Origin of the sequence: Citrobacter sp. Cpo126 (genome assembly GCF_030332445.1) — a bacterium.
GTDB lineage: Bacteria > Pseudomonadota > Gammaproteobacteria > Enterobacterales > Enterobacteriaceae > Citrobacter > Citrobacter portucalensis.
Genome location: NZ_JAOWHT010000036.1, coordinates 213,550 through 227,141, shown reverse-complemented (window position 1 = coordinate 227,141; position 13,592 = coordinate 213,550). Strand labels below are relative to the sequence as shown.

General features: G+C 47.7%; 15 protein-coding genes. 9 read left to right on the top strand and 6 right to left on the bottom strand.

The window, feature by feature from the left end:
• Nucleotides 1–40: 40 nt before the first annotated feature.
• Genes csgG through csgD form a run of 4 tightly spaced genes read right to left on the bottom strand, consistent with a single transcriptional unit; the run spans nucleotide 41 to nucleotide 2,392 of the window.
• The gene (csgG, locus tag OGY17_RS15515; protein WP_008784335.1) at nucleotides 41–874 is read right to left on the bottom strand and encodes a curli production assembly/transport protein CsgG; all 834 of its coding nucleotides are present in this window, start codon (nucleotides 872–874) and stop codon (nucleotides 41–43) included.
• A gap of 25 nt (nucleotides 875–899) precedes the next feature.
• Nucleotides 900–1,313: a curli production assembly/transport protein CsgF gene (gene csgF / locus OGY17_RS15510; RefSeq protein WP_003832089.1), complete on the bottom strand. Its 414-nt coding sequence runs from the start codon at nucleotides 1,311–1,313 to the stop codon at nucleotides 900–902.
• Between the two features lie 25 nt (nucleotides 1,314–1,338).
• A complete protein-coding gene (csgE, locus tag OGY17_RS15505) occupies nucleotides 1,339–1,737 on the bottom strand; it encodes a curli production assembly/transport protein CsgE (protein WP_008784336.1) in 399 nt (132 codons plus the stop codon).
• A gap of 4 nt (nucleotides 1,738–1,741) precedes the next feature.
• Nucleotides 1,742–2,392, bottom strand: a complete 651-nt coding sequence (gene csgD / locus OGY17_RS15500) for a biofilm master transcriptional regulator CsgD (RefSeq protein ID WP_003832092.1) — start codon at nucleotides 2,390–2,392, stop codon at nucleotides 1,742–1,744.
• 760 nt (nucleotides 2,393–3,152) lie between these two features.
• Between csgD and csgB the strand changes: the two genes are divergently transcribed.
• The 6 genes from csgB (at nucleotide 3,153) to OGY17_RS15470 (ending at nucleotide 7,028) form a co-directional block, all read left to right on the top strand.
• Nucleotides 3,153–3,608 carry a curli minor subunit CsgB gene (csgB, locus tag OGY17_RS15495; RefSeq protein ID WP_032941802.1) on the top strand — a complete coding sequence of 152 codons (456 nt, stop codon included), beginning with the start codon at nucleotides 3,153–3,155 and terminating at the stop codon, nucleotides 3,606–3,608.
• Between the two features lie 40 nt (nucleotides 3,609–3,648).
• Complete coding sequence (gene csgA / locus OGY17_RS15490; protein ID WP_008784338.1) at nucleotides 3,649–4,098, top strand: curli major subunit CsgA; 450 nt, start codon at nucleotides 3,649–3,651, stop codon at nucleotides 4,096–4,098.
• A gap of 60 nt (nucleotides 4,099–4,158) precedes the next feature.
• Complete coding sequence (csgC, locus tag OGY17_RS15485; RefSeq protein ID WP_020996502.1) at nucleotides 4,159–4,491, top strand: curli assembly chaperone CsgC; 333 nt, start codon at nucleotides 4,159–4,161, stop codon at nucleotides 4,489–4,491.
• Between the two features lie 150 nt (nucleotides 4,492–4,641).
• The gene (locus OGY17_RS15480; RefSeq protein WP_286607749.1) at nucleotides 4,642–4,962 is read left to right on the top strand and encodes a YmdA family protein; all 321 of its coding nucleotides are present in this window, start codon (nucleotides 4,642–4,644) and stop codon (nucleotides 4,960–4,962) included.
• Nucleotides 4,963–5,062: 100 nt separating this feature from the next.
• On the top strand, nucleotides 5,063–5,605 hold the full coding sequence (gene ymdB, locus OGY17_RS15475; RefSeq protein ID WP_234102402.1) for an O-acetyl-ADP-ribose deacetylase: 543 nt from the start codon (nucleotides 5,063–5,065) through the stop codon (nucleotides 5,603–5,605).
• Nucleotides 5,538–7,028, top strand: coding sequence for a phospholipase D family protein (locus tag OGY17_RS15470; protein ID WP_370458776.1), 1,491 nt, complete (start codon nucleotides 5,538–5,540; stop codon nucleotides 7,026–7,028). The genes ymdB and OGY17_RS15470 overlap by 68 nt, the downstream gene beginning before the upstream one ends.
• Before the next feature lie 19 nt (nucleotides 7,029–7,047).
• Here the strand turns inward: OGY17_RS15470 and mdoC are convergent, their stop codons facing one another.
• A complete protein-coding gene (gene mdoC / locus OGY17_RS15465; RefSeq protein ID WP_191214906.1) occupies nucleotides 7,048–8,208 on the bottom strand; it encodes a glucans biosynthesis protein MdoC in 1,161 nt (386 codons plus the stop codon).
• Between the two features lie 271 nt (nucleotides 8,209–8,479).
• Between mdoC and mdoG the strand changes: the two genes are divergently transcribed.
• From mdoG to OGY17_RS15450, 3 genes are all read left to right on the top strand, one after another.
• A complete protein-coding gene (mdoG, locus tag OGY17_RS15460) occupies nucleotides 8,480–10,015 on the top strand; it encodes a glucans biosynthesis protein MdoG (protein ID WP_095533147.1) in 1,536 nt (511 codons plus the stop codon).
• Nucleotides 10,008–12,536, top strand: coding sequence for a glucans biosynthesis glucosyltransferase MdoH (mdoH, locus tag OGY17_RS15455; protein ID WP_204557628.1), 2,529 nt, complete (start codon nucleotides 10,008–10,010; stop codon nucleotides 12,534–12,536). The genes mdoG and mdoH overlap by 8 nt, the downstream gene beginning before the upstream one ends.
• A gap of 76 nt (nucleotides 12,537–12,612) precedes the next feature.
• Nucleotides 12,613–12,840, top strand: a complete 228-nt coding sequence (locus tag OGY17_RS15450) for a YceK/YidQ family lipoprotein (RefSeq protein WP_003832117.1) — start codon at nucleotides 12,613–12,615, stop codon at nucleotides 12,838–12,840.
• Here OGY17_RS15450 and OGY17_RS15445 read toward each other — a convergent pair whose 3' ends face one another.
• A complete protein-coding gene (locus OGY17_RS15445; RefSeq protein ID WP_008784346.1) occupies nucleotides 12,841–13,218 on the bottom strand; it encodes a MysB family protein in 378 nt (125 codons plus the stop codon). It lies immediately after the preceding gene.
• Between the last annotated feature and the right edge of the window lie 374 nt (nucleotides 13,219–13,592).

Here is a 13,592-nt window from a genome sequence, read left to right as displayed (position 1 = left end):
GTGAGGGTTTTCCTCACGCTTTTTATGCTGTATAGACCCATCAGGATTCTGGCGGTACCGACATATGACGGTATTTAACCAGGATGTCATTATCAACTTGTTTCTTATCCTGCAAATCCCACAATCCGCGATCGATGCCGTCATTAATCAGGAAGATAACGCCCGTTTCAATCGCTGACATCAGACAAAGCATAACCGGTTCGTTAGAGGTGTAGCCAATTTCACCTTCCAACAGACGCTGGTAGTCAATAAAGCGGAACACCCCAGCCTGTACTTCATAAGACAGAATGGTTTTACTGGTATTCACTGACGACAGGATCTCACCGGTGCTGACGTTAACTACGCGCAGGTTTACCGCTATCTGGTCGAGCTGGTATTGCGTATCGGCGCCAATACCAAAATAACGTGCACCGACACCACCCGATTTAACGTTGCTTTCATAACCGATAATTGATCCTTCCACCATGACGTTTGCCGCGGTCAGGGACTGTAGCGGGATCCGGTTATTAATCGCAACCGTACCGTTTTCCTGAGCTGCACGAATGATTTTGCGTTCGTTAAGCAAGTTCTGTAACCCCTGACGTTCCAGTGGGATGAACCAACGAGAATCTTTCAATGCGGTGACAAGCATAGCCGTGGCGCTTTGCGGGACGGCGGTTGAGAAGTTACTTGCCGGGTAAGGTTTAAATTGGCCAGTCTCATCCTGAATGTTGTATACCGACACAAAGATCTTACCTGTAGGCATAGGCAGATGCGTCAAGTCTTTATAGCTTTGGGCTCGGGGCATTAATGTCGGCTTAGCGGCTTCTTGAGGCGGAGCTGTTAAACATCCGCTGAGTAAAATTACTGCCACCATGATAAGTAAACGCTGCATGATTATTTCCTTTCGTGGCTATAACTTAGAAGTCGGTCGACTGTGTTTGTAAACCCGACACTTCAATTGTCGAAGTTTTCCCCGATTTCCTGTCGGTGACATTCAATTGCAGTTGTCCGTCCCGGTTGGCGATATCAATGATAAAATCATTGGTCACCATTCTTCCTGGTTTACCGGTATTAATGTTGGTGAGTAGGCCACCGAGAATTTGTGACTGAATCGCCTGAGTAAAGTTATCCAGAGCTGACGGGGTTTCAATACCGTAATCGTCATAGCTTGGATCTTTATATGAGTTCTGGGCCTGGGCGCTGTTCAACAGAAAAGCACCATTATTCGGGTTTCCACCAAAGTTTGGGTTGCGAAACTGGAACGTCATGTTTCCGGCCCAACTTAATGGTGAAATTAGCATGAGCAAAACCACTGCATGTTTAACACGCATGAAAGCCTCCGGACAAAATCATGTTTTAGAATTCATCACGCGCTAAATCGCTAGTGCTTAATAGTGTTTGATCTATTTGCCGGCGATTTAATGCTTCCTCAGTTTGTGCCAATGCGAAGACTACAATTTTGTCGAAGTCTTTTTTCGTCGGAAATAAAAAAGTCTGGAAGATAACGTCCTGATTGACCGTTATGGTGATCCAACTTCCCCAACGCGCACTGGGTCTTTCATTAATGGTTAAGTTTCCTGTGTACTCGCTTTCCCACTTATCACTAAAGGCCCGATAAAAATCATGCCCGATTGAAGAGACAGTGTGGTCAGTTAACAGCCCGGGAACCTCCACCTCTACGGTTGTCGCTGCGTGCAGACTCCCGGCAGCAAAGAATAAATTTGCTGCCACAATCCAGGTCAAATACCGTTTCATGGCTTTATCGCCTGAGGTTATCATTGGCCCATGAGACCGCCTGCGTACGGTTTTTGACAGCTATCTTTTTGAAAAGATTATAAAGATGTGTTTTTACCGTATTTTCACTGATAAACAGTGAGCGAGCGATTTCAATATTTGAGGCGCCGATACGCAATTTATTAAGGATCTCTTTTTCACGGTGCGTCAGCAGTGCCGACTCCGTGCTGTTATAACGATAATTTCCAGAGTGCGTGATCAGATAACTGGCAAGTTTTTGCGTGAAGTAACATTCACCGCGCAAGATACCCTGCAAGCCGCTTACGACACGCTGCTCGTCTTCAGTTGCGTAAAAAACACCATTGATATGCGGCCAGTTTTCGATATCCCGATAAGGGTAATCATCAGGAGTATTCAACAATAACGTCTTTATATTGTTGTTTTTTCTACTCAAATTATCTTGCCAGTAATGGATCAGTTTTTTATCTGCCTCCATCATATCCAGTAAAACAATGCAGCTGGAGGATATATCATCCAGAGAACGTTGAATATTATGTAGTTTTCCGGTGAGTGCCAGTGATTGTTTTAAATGCTGTAATAATGCAGTTGCCTGCAAAGAAGGTTTTGTGATCAACAATAATGTATGACCATGAATACTATGGACTTCATTAAACATGATGAAACTCCACTTTTTAGTCGCACACCTGACAGCTGTCTCTACTAAAATAGAGGCACCAGAAGTACTGACAGATGTTGCACTGCTGTGTAGATATAAAATATCGACCCAAAGGGGTGAAAATATTAAAACAAATGGACTTCAACTGATTTCAATCTAGCTATTACAAATCTTAAAGCAAGTGTTAAACATGTAACAACTTGTAAAATTATATATTAAAATGTGATTTTATGGTTTTATTAGAGTTTAGATTTGATAGGAAAGTTGTACATTTTACCTTTGCTGCATAGATTTAAAAAATCATACAAATTATAGTAACACATTGATTTTAAATCAGTTAATTAATGGTTGTTGAGTTTTAGATTTCTAATGAATTCTAAAATCCTTGTCTCAATTTACGTTGGTCAATTTTAGATGGAAAAAAATGACCTTTGTCACGACTTGTACCGATGTCTATCTCGACGTTGTACTGAGAGGCCCTGATATCGTGCAAAATGCACTTTCTCAGTGACTGCATAGAAATTCATTACTGATAGCAAAATAAAAATAAAAGCCAGACCTGAAGCGGTGTTATTCACTGTTAATTAGTACTTTGGTGTGAATCCGGATATAAAAATACCACTCGCGGGTGAGTTATTTAAAATGTTTCCACAGACATACTCTTCATCGTAACGTGGCGTTAACAAATGTAAGTCATGTTAACAACAATTTGAGTGGTAATTAATTTAACTTCATGTACGACCAGGTCCAGGGTGACAACATGAAAAACAAGTTGTTATTTATGATGTTTACAATACTGGGTGTGCCTGGGATTGCATCCGCAACCAGTTATGATTTAGCTAATTCAGAATATAACTTTGCGGTAAATGAATTAAGTAAGTCTTCATTTAATCAGGCAGCCATTATTGGTCAGGTTGGTACTGCTAATAGTGCAAATACTCGCCAGGAGGGCACCAAGTTATTGTCGGTCATTTCGCAAGAAGGTTCAGGTAACCGGGCGAAAACAGATCAGACGGGATCAAATAACTTTGCATATATTGATCAAACGGGTAGCTCTAATGATGCGAGTATTAAACAAAGCTCTTACGGTAATACGGCGATGATTATCCAGAAAGGCTCTGGTAATAAAGCCAATATTACCCAGTACGGTACACAAAAAACAGCAGTTGTGGTGCAGAGACAGTCGCAAATGGCAATTCGCGTTACTCAACGCTAATCCATAAACGACGTTTAAATCAATCCGATGGGGGTTTACCATGAAACTTTTAAAAGTGGCAGCATTCGCAGCAATCGTAGTTTCTGGCAGTGCTCTGGCAGGTGTTGTTCCGCAATGGGGCGGTAATCATCATGGTGGCGGTAGCAACTATGGCCCAGACTCTTCAATGAGTATTTACCAATTTGGCTCAAGTAACGTTGCGAATGCGCTGCAAAGTGATGCACGTAAATCAGACGTGACTATCACACAACACGGACATGGTAACGGTGCGACCGTCGGCCAAGGTGCTGATGACAGTACCATTAGCCTGAAACAGACCGGCTTCCAGAACAGTGCTGATATCAATCAGTGGAATGCAAAAAATGCTGATATCAGCGTAACTCAGTTCGGTGGTCGTAACGGTGCTGTGGTTAATCAGACAGCGTCTGACTCCAATGTGCTGATTCAGCAGGTTGGTTATGGCAACAATGCTACAGCTAACCAGCACTAATTCAGTTTTCTGACTGATAATAAACAGGGCGAAAGCCCTGTTTTTTTTCGGGAGAATATTATGCACACGCTATTACTCATTGCCGCGTTGGCAAACCAAATAACATTCAATACAACTCAGCAAGGTGACATGTACACCATTATTCCTCAGGTGACATTAGCTCAACCGTGCGTATGTGAAGTGCAAGTCCTTGCCGTACGTAAAGGAAAGGGCGGACAAAGTCAGTCACAGCAGAAAACAAGCCTTTCGGTCCCTGCTAATCGGCCAATTGAATTAACAAAAATGAGCTTTAATATTTCACCGGAGGATTCGGTCAAAATTATCGTTACCGTTTCTGACGGGCAGTCTCTGCATCTGTCGCAACAATGGCCTGACTCAAACAGTCACCCATAATTTTTTGCCGGATTTGCATTAAGGGTGTGGCTGGGAGTGCAGTGCTGTTCTATGAATATAGAAACGAACAAACGTTTTATTTGATCGTAACTCGCAGCGGTGAAGGATCATTGCGATCCCTCAAGGATGATTAATCATTGAGGAACCCTTATGTGTACATCATTAAAGCGTATTTTAAATACCGGTTTGTGGGCTTTTTCTCTTTTAACCCTCCCCGCAATGGCGACGCAAATCTTACCCGGCGGGGTTATTCATTTTCGTGGTGCAATAGTTGAAGCACCTTGCGACGTTAACACTCGACAACAACAGATTGAATTGTCATGTATGCGTGATGGCACGATGAGTAATAGTCTCTACGACCTGCAACAGGTCACGACAGCGCCTCAGAGTGTGGAACAAATTGCCACGGTGAAAATGCATTACCTCAATGAACAGAAAAGCATGGCTATTCTGAATATTGAATATAAATGAATCATTCTGGCGTAGGTATGCACGCTTATGGCTAAAAAGTGAGATTTCAAGGAAAACCCTGCTGTACACTTAACGGAGAGTGTTTTGTCAGGGGGAACTTATGCAATCGCGTATTCATGTGTTACAGGGCGACATTACGACGATCGCGGTAGATGTGATCGTCAATGCGGCCAACTCCTCGTTACTGGGAGGAGGTGGAGTCGATGGCGCGATTCATCGTGCTGCCGGGCCTGCGTTGTTGGAGGCCTGCAAACAGGTTATACAACAACAGGGAGAATGCCCGACCGGGCATGCCGTTATCACGCTGGCTGGCGCGCTTCCGGCAAAAGCAGTTATTCACACCGTAGGACCCGTCTGGCAAGGCGGTGATCACCACGAGGCTGAACGACTTGAAGAGGCCTATTTAAATACATTACAACTGGCCTTAGCCAATGGTTATCAATCCATTGCTTTTCCAGCTATAAGCACCGGAGCTTATGGTTACCCACGTGCTGCAGCGGCAGAGATCGCGGTGAAAACGGTGTTGAAATTTATCACCCGACGTACGCTACCTGATCAAATATACTTCGTGTGCTTTGATGAAGAAAACGCTCGACTATACAAGAGATTACTTACCCAACAAGGCGATGAACGCACGGACTGATATGACGCGACTTGAGCGTGCCATCACGCCGCTATGCGTAAACCACCCGGGAGAATGCGGCATTCTGACGTTGGATGACAGCCTGGATGCGTTTGCTGCTCGCTATCGGTTGACAGAAATGGCGGAACGTACCCTGGATGTTCAGTATTACATCTGGGAAAGCGACATGTCCGGGCTATTGTTATTTTCCGTTTTGCTGGCCGCAGCGAAGCGGGGCGTCCGGGTGCGTTTGTTGCTGGATGATAACAACACGCCAGGTCTGGATGACACGCTGCGTTTGCTGGACAATCACCCTAATATTGAAGTCCGCCTGTTTAATCCCTTTTCCTTTCGCATCCTGCGTGCCCTGGGCTATTTAACCGATTTTGCCCGGTTGAATCGACGTATGCACAACAAAAGTTATACCGCTGACGGCGTCGTAACTCTTGTGGGGGGGCGAAATATAGGCGATGCCTATTTTGGCGCAGGCGAACAACCACTGTTTTCCGATCTGGACGTTATGGCTATTGGACCGGTTGTCCAGGATGTTGCAGACGACTTTGAGCGTTACTGGCACAGCCGCTCGGTTTCAACATTGCAAAACGTACTTGAGGTGGCTGAACCAGCTTCTACGCAAAAAATCGAACTTCCCGAATCCTGGTATAATGATGACATCACGCGTCGTTATCTACATAAGCTGGAAACCAGCCAGTTTATGACCCATCTCGATCAGAGGTCGCTGCCGCTAATTTGGGCGAAAACGCGCTTGCTGAGTGATGATCCTGCAAAAGGAGAGGGGAAAGCGCCGCGCCACTCACTATTACCACAGCGTTTGTTTGACGTGATGGGATCTCCCACCGAGCGTATTGATATTATTTCCGCCTACTTTGTACCAACTCGCGCCGGTGTGGCGCAGCTCCTGAGACTGGTGAGAAAAGGCGTTAAGATCGCAATTTTAACTAATTCTCTGGCAGCGAATGATGTCGCGGTTGTTCACGCAGGCTACGCGCGCTGGCGAAAAAAACTCTTGCGCTACGGTGTGGAGTTATACGAGCTCAAACCAACCCGCGATCGCGTTTCAGCAGTTCATGACCGGGGATTAACCGGTAATTCAGGCTCCAGCCTGCATGCGAAAACCTTCAGTATTGACGGTCGTAAAGTGTTTATAGGATCGCTTAATTTTGATCCCCGTTCAACGTTGCTCAATACGGAAATGGGGTTTGTGATTGAGAGTGAAGTACTGGCCGAGTTGATTCATAAACGTTTTATGCAAAGTCAGCGTGACATGGCCTGGCAACTACGTCTTGACCGTTGGGGCAGAATCAACTGGGTTGATCGGCTTTCTGGCAGCGAACAGGTACTGAAAAAAGAACCCGCTACAGGATTCTGGAAGCGGGTTCTGGTGAGGCTTGCATCCGTGTTGCCCATTGAATGGCTGCTCTGAACCATTCAATGCAAGAAAACTAACCGGCTACCGCCTTGTTTTTATCCTGCTTAATGGGCGGTTTACCCGAAAAGAGAAACTTCAGCACCGGGATCCGTAAATGGATTTCGTACAGTATGACCGCAATTCCAACCACAAAAAGCAGACCGCAGAGAAAACCCAGCAGATTCGACTTGATATGCGGTGTGATATACGCGCCAAAAAACAGCGTTAACGGGTGGTGCACCAAATAGATGAACAGCGACGCGTTGACAAAATAGGTCACGCGAGCCGACTGGAAATTCAGTAAACGGTGGCCAAGCGAAAAGACGACATTCACCATCCATAGCCCCATGATCATGGTAATGACATATTCGGTTTCATACATCCAGGCATCGCCGTTGCCGTAACGTTGATTGAGCAGGTATGCGACAAATGCGAATGCGGCGCCTAGCGTGCAGCCGCGCGATGGCGTGGTAAACAGTGCTTTCAGATTCGGATTGATAAACGCCAGCGCACCGAGCATAAAGAAAGGCACATAGAACAGCGTTTGCATAACGATAAAATTAAACATGCCATCGCTGAGAATCGAAGGGTAGAGGATGAAAATCGTTCTTCTGACGGCGGCATAGCCGACACCCAACAATATAAAAATCAGCGTTAATTTGGTCATCGACACCCCCGATGCAGAGGTACCGTCTCCACGCGATAGTCTGTTTTTCATCTGGGTAAATACCCACATGCTCAGGGTCGTTAACACCACCAGAACCAGCAAAAACCACAGATGGGAAATCAGTTCCCAGGCCAGCGCATTGTATTTGTCGTAGCCGCTGAGGGTATGCCAGCTGTCTGCTTTTCCCTTCACGTATTGCAGCATGATAAATTGCGGCAGCGTAAGCAGCGGAATCGCGGTCAGCATAGGGATCCCCACGCGTTCTACACGCACCTTCCACCAGCGTTTTAACGGATAGCGCAAAAAAAGCATGTAGGAAAAATAACCTGAAATGACAAAGAAGACCTGCATGCGAAATGCATGGATAAAGTCGTTAAAAAGGGTTAACCACCAAGACGGTTCTGCGCTGTTCACGTGCCAGGTGTGGGTGGAGTAGATCAATGAAATATGGAATGGGATCCCTAACAACATTAGCCAGGCACGGATGGAGTCAAGAAAATATTCACGTGGTGGTGATACAGAGCTCATAGACAGTTACGTATTCTCAGACTTTTCGTCTTATCCCTAAGACGAATAATGGTTACATTCGAGGGCAACCCTACACGAAGTCCAACAACCTGTCTCCAGGATAAGCACGCAAAGTGAAAACAGGCAGATGAACCTGCTTAAACCATGAGCCAGCGCGCGAACAATACAGGGATTCAGTTGTCGGAGTACCCGATTATCCATTAAAATGGATCGGATCAATATAAGCACACAAAGGGGGAAGTGCTTACTAATTATGAAACATAAACTACAAATGATGAAAATGCGTTGGTTGGGTGCAGCAGTCATGTTAACGCTGTACACATCATCGAGCTGGGCGTTCAGTATTGATGATGTTGCAAAACAAGCTCAATCCTTAGCCGGGAAAGGCTATGAGGCGCCAAAAAGTAACTTGCCCTCCGTTTTCCGCGACATGAAATATGCGGATTATCAACAGATCCAGTTCAATCGCGATAAAGCGTACTGGAGCAATCTCAAGACCCCATTTAAGCTCGAGTTCTACCACCAGGGTATGTACTTCGACACGCCGGTCAAAATCAACGAAGTTACCGCCACGGCGGTGAAAAGAATCAAATACAGCCCGGATTATTTTAATTTTGGCGATGTTCAGCATGATAAAGACACGGTAAAAGATCTCGGCTTCGCCGGGTTCAAAGTGCTGTATCCGATCAACAGCAAAGATAAAAACGATGAAATCGTCAGCATGCTCGGTGCCAGCTATTTTCGCGTTCTGGGTGCAGGTCAGGTCTACGGCCTGTCAGCGCGTGGCCTCGCGATTGATACCGCTCTGCCTTCTGGTGAAGAATTTCCCCGCTTCCGTGAGTTTTGGATCGAGCGTCCGAAACCGACTGATAAACGTTTAACCATTTATGCTTTGTTGGATTCTCCGCGTGCAACCGGAGCGTATCGTTTTGTCATTATTCCAGGCCGTGACACGGTCGTGGATGTTCAGTCCAAAGTTTACCTGCGCGACAAAGTGGGCAAACTGGGTGTGGCACCGTTAACCAGTATGTTCCTGTTTGGACCGAACCAGCCGTCTCCGGCGACAAACTATCGTCCGGAACTGCATGATTCTAACGGTTTGTCTATCCACGCGGGCAATGGGGAGTGGATTTGGCGTCCGCTGAATAACCCGAAACATCTCGCGGTGAGCAGCTTCGCAATGGAAAACCCGCAAGGATTCGGACTGTTGCAGCGTGGCCGTCAGTTCTCGCGTTTTGAAGATATCGACGATCGTTACGATCTGCGCCCAAGCGCCTGGATCACGCCAAAAGGTGAATGGGGTAAAGGTAAGATTGAGTTAGTTGAAATCCCAACTAACGATGAAACGAACGATAACATCGTTGCGTACTGGACGCCGGATCAACTGCCTGAAGCGGGCAAAGAGATGAACTTCAAGTACACTTTGACGTTCACGCGTGATGAGGACAAGCTTCATGCGCCGGAAAGCGCCTGGGTACAGCAGACTCGTCGTTCTACCGGTGATGTAAAACAGTCCAACCTGATTCGTCAGCCTGACGGTACCATCGCGTTTGTGGTGGACTTTACCGGCACAGATATGAAAAAGCTGCCGCAGGATACCCCGGTTACCGCACAAACCAGTATTGGCGACAACGGTGAAATCGTTGAAAGCACTGTGCGCTATAACCCGGTATCTAAGGGTTGGCGTTTGATGCTGCGCGTGAAAGTGAAAGACGTGAAGAAAACCACTGAAATGCGTGCTGCCTTGGTCAATGCCGATCAGACGCTGAGTGAAACCTGGAGCTACCAGTTACCTGCCAATGAATAAGACAACTGAGTATATTGACGTAATGCCGCTTTCGGATATCGAGAAAGCGGCACTGCCGAAAACTGACATCCGCGCCGTTCATCAGGCGTTGGATGCCGAGCATCGTACTTACTCGCGCGAAGATGATTCACCGCAGGGTTCTGTGAAAGCTCGCCTTGTGCAAGCATGGCCGGATTCTTTGGCTAAAGAGCAGTTGGTTAAGGACGATGAGGGCCGCGATCAGCTGCAGGCGATGCCAAAAGCAACGCGTACCTCTATGTTCCCCGATCCCTGGCGTACCAACCCGGTTGGTCGTTTTTGGGATCGCTTGCGTGGGCGCGATGTGACGCCGCGTTATCTTTCGCGTTTGACGAAAGAAGAACAGGAGAGCGAGCAAAAATGGCGTACCGTAGGCACCATCCGCCGCTATACGCTGTTGATTCTAACGCTGGCGCAAACGGTCGTAGCAACCTGGTATATGAAGACGATCCTCCCGTATCAGGGGTGGGCATTTATTAATCCGGTAGACATGATGGGGCAGGATTTATGGGTCTCCTTTATGCAATTGCTGCCCTACATGCTCCAGACCGGCATTCTTATTTTGTTTGCTGTGCTTTTCTGTTGGGTGTCTGCGGGATTCTGGACTGCGCTGATGGGCTTCTTGCAACTGTTGATTGGACGAGATAAGTACAGTATCTCGGCCTCAACGGTTGGGGACGAACCGCTGAATCCTGAACACCGTACCGCGCTGATTATGCCTATTTGTAACGAAGACGTTGATCGCGTATTTGCGGGACTGCGCGCTACGTGGGAATCGGTCAAAGCAACGGGCAACGCCGAACATTTCGATGTTTATATCCTGAGCGACAGCTACAACCCTGATATCTGCGTGGCAGAACAAAAAGCGTGGATGGAGCTGATTGCCGAAGTGCAGGGCGAAGGGCAGATCTTCTACCGCCGTCGTCGTCGTCGCGTGAAGCGTAAAAGCGGCAACATTGATGACTTCTGTCGTCGCTGGGGAAATCAGTACAGCTACATGGTGGTGCTGGACGCTGACTCAGTGATGAGTGGTGACTGTCTGAGCGGCCTGGTGCGTCTGATGGAAGCGAATCCGAATGCCGGGATTATCCAGTCTTCACCGAAGGCTTCCGGTATGGATACGCTGTATGCGCGCTGCCAGCAGTTTGCGACCCGTGTTTATGGACCGCTGTTTACCGCCGGGCTTCACTTCTGGCAGTTAGGGGAATCACACTACTGGGGCCACAACGCAATTATCCGTGTGAAGCCATTTATCGAGCACTGTGCGCTCGCGCCGTTACCGGGCGAAGGCTCGTTTGCGGGATCGATCCTCTCCCATGACTTCGTGGAAGCGGCATTGATGCGTCGTGCTGGCTGGGGCGTGTGGATTGCCTACGATCTGCCGGGCTCTTATGAAGAGCTGCCGCCGAACCTGCTGGATGAACTCAAGCGTGACCGCCGCTGGTGCCACGGCAACCTGATGAACTTCCGTTTGTTCCTGGTGAAAGGGATGCACCCGGTTCACCGTGCGGTATTCCTGACTGGTGTAATGTCCTATCTGTCTGCGCCGCTTTGGTTTATGTTCCTCGCGCTCTCTACCGCATTGCAAGTGGTGCATGCGTTGACGGAGCCGCAGTACTTCCTGCAACCGCGTCAGCTGTTCCCGGTATGGCCGCAATGGCGACCTGAACTGGCGATCGCGCTGTTTGCTTCAACGATGGTGCTGTTGTTCCTGCCGAAGCTGCTGAGTATTTTGCTCATCTGGTGTAAAGGGACGAAAGAGTACGGCGGGTTTATCCGCGTCACGCTGTCGCTACTGTTGGAAGTTCTGTTCTCCGTGCTGCTGGCGCCGGTGCGTATGCTGTTCCACACCGTCTTCGTCGTGAGTGCCTTCCTCGGTTGGGAAGTTGTGTGGAATTCGCCGCAGCGCGATGACGATTCGACCCCGTGGGGTGAAGCGTTTATGCGTCACGGTTCTCAGTTACTGCTGGGGCTGGTGTGGGCTGTGGGTATGGCCTGGCTGGATCTGCGTTTCCTGTTCTGGCTGGCACCGATTGTCTTCTCGCTGATCCTGTCACCATTTGTTTCCGTGATTTCCAGCCGTTCCACGGTGGGGTTACGTACCAAGCGCTGGAAGCTGTTCCTGATCCCGGAAGAGTATTCTCCGCCGCAGGTGCTGGTGGATACCGATACCTATCTGGTGATGAACCGTAAACGTACGCTGGACGATGGCTTTATGCATGCGGTGTTTAATCCGTCGTTTAACGCACTGGCCACGGCCATGGCGACTGCACGCCACCGCGCCAGCAACGTGCTGGAGATTGCACGCGATCGTCATGTGGAACAGGCACTGAACGAAACGCCGGAGAAACTGAATCGCGATCGTCGCCTGGTGTTGTTGAGCGATCCGGTGACCATGGCGCGTTTACATTACCGTGTCTGGAATTCACCTGATAAGTATTCTTCGTGGGTGAACTACTATCAGGGACTGACACTGAACCCGCTGGCGCTCAGGAAAAAATAAGCGTTCTGTAACGTGAAAATACCGGCCTGGTGCCGGTATTTTTTTATATTGAATAGAATGAGTCGTGAGGTAGCAGGTGCGAATATTGGCTGTAGGAATAATGATCTTCTTCCTGAGCGGATGCGGCAGCATTATTAGTCGTACCATCCCAGGGCAAGGACACGGAAACCAATACTATCCTGGCGTGCAATGGGATGTTAGGGACTCCGCATGGCGCTACGTCACTATCCTCGATCTGCCATTTTCGCTGGTGTTTGATACGTTGCTGCTGCCGCTCGACATACATCATGGACCTTACGAGTAATTATCGCTCATCCCATTCATCGGCTGCGGTCTGTCCCTCTTCAGTATCAAGGGGAGGTTCCAGCTGGAATTCACCTTCATCCCATTCGTGAAGCGTATTTTCTTCCTGCCACTCCTGGCGGATTTCAATTTCATCATAGTCGCCATCAAAAACGCTCTGGGCCGCTTCTCCGCTCAGGATTGGAAGGCATTCACCATCTACATCATCCTCGTCAGCAAAGAATTCCGCCTGCCACATAATGTCGCCATCCTGTAGCACGTATTTTTGGACGCTTAGCTGTTGAACGCTGGCGTCGTCTGACTCAAGGTCAGGGTTATCAGCCAGAAACACTTCACGAGCTGCATCAATAGCCTCTTCCAACGTGGCATAAAAATTCATGTCATTCTTTGCCATATTTCTTCTCCTAAGGCGAACAGTAAAGGGGGGATAGATTCAATCTATAGACGGCGATCCGCAGAGCGTCAAACCCGTTAGCTGCATGGCTCACTCAATCAGATGATGACTGCCTGCAATGCCTACGAGACTGGGGGGAAGTAACTTCGGTTGTTTATGAAAAATTTACATTGGCAGATACTGAAGCCGACGTAATATCAGGAAAAAAATTCAAGAAAAAATAGTAATGTATGTGTTTCTCAATGTAGTAATGAAAATCGAAAAATTAAAAAATGACGATATATAAGGAAATCTTCAGTGTTAAACGTTATTTTTTATGTTTTTTAGAGGGGGAATCCGATCGCTTATGACGTAATATT

Coding starts and splice junctions, on each gene's coding strand:
- csgA (WP_008784338.1), top strand. CDS start 3,649: ATGAAACTTTTAAAAGTGGCAGCATTCGCAGCAATCGTAGTTTCTGGC.
- mdoC (WP_191214906.1), bottom strand. CDS start 8,208: ATGAGCTCTGTATCACCACCACGTGAATATTTTCTTGACTCCATCCGT.
- mdoH (WP_204557628.1), top strand. CDS start 10,008: ATGAATAAGACAACTGAGTATATTGACGTAATGCCGCTTTCGGATATC.
- csgF (WP_003832089.1), bottom strand. CDS start 1,313: ATGCGTGTTAAACATGCAGTGGTTTTGCTCATGCTAATTTCACCATTA.
- OGY17_RS15445 (WP_008784346.1), bottom strand. CDS start 13,218: ATGAATTTTTATGCCACGTTGGAAGAGGCTATTGATGCAGCTCGTGAA.
- csgD (WP_003832092.1), bottom strand. CDS start 2,392: ATGTTTAATGAAGTCCATAGTATTCATGGTCATACATTATTGTTGATC.
- ymdB (WP_234102402.1), top strand. CDS start 5,063: ATGCAATCGCGTATTCATGTGTTACAGGGCGACATTACGACGATCGCG.
- csgG (WP_008784335.1), bottom strand. CDS start 874: ATGCAGCGTTTACTTATCATGGTGGCAGTAATTTTACTCAGCGGATGT.
- csgE (WP_008784336.1), bottom strand. CDS start 1,737: ATGAAACGGTATTTGACCTGGATTGTGGCAGCAAATTTATTCTTTGCT.
- mdoG (WP_095533147.1), top strand. CDS start 8,480: ATGATGAAAATGCGTTGGTTGGGTGCAGCAGTCATGTTAACGCTGTAC.
- csgC (WP_020996502.1), top strand. CDS start 4,159: ATGCACACGCTATTACTCATTGCCGCGTTGGCAAACCAAATAACATTC.
- csgB (WP_032941802.1), top strand. CDS start 3,153: ATGAAAAACAAGTTGTTATTTATGATGTTTACAATACTGGGTGTGCCT.
- OGY17_RS15480 (WP_286607749.1), top strand. CDS start 4,642: ATGTGTACATCATTAAAGCGTATTTTAAATACCGGTTTGTGGGCTTTT.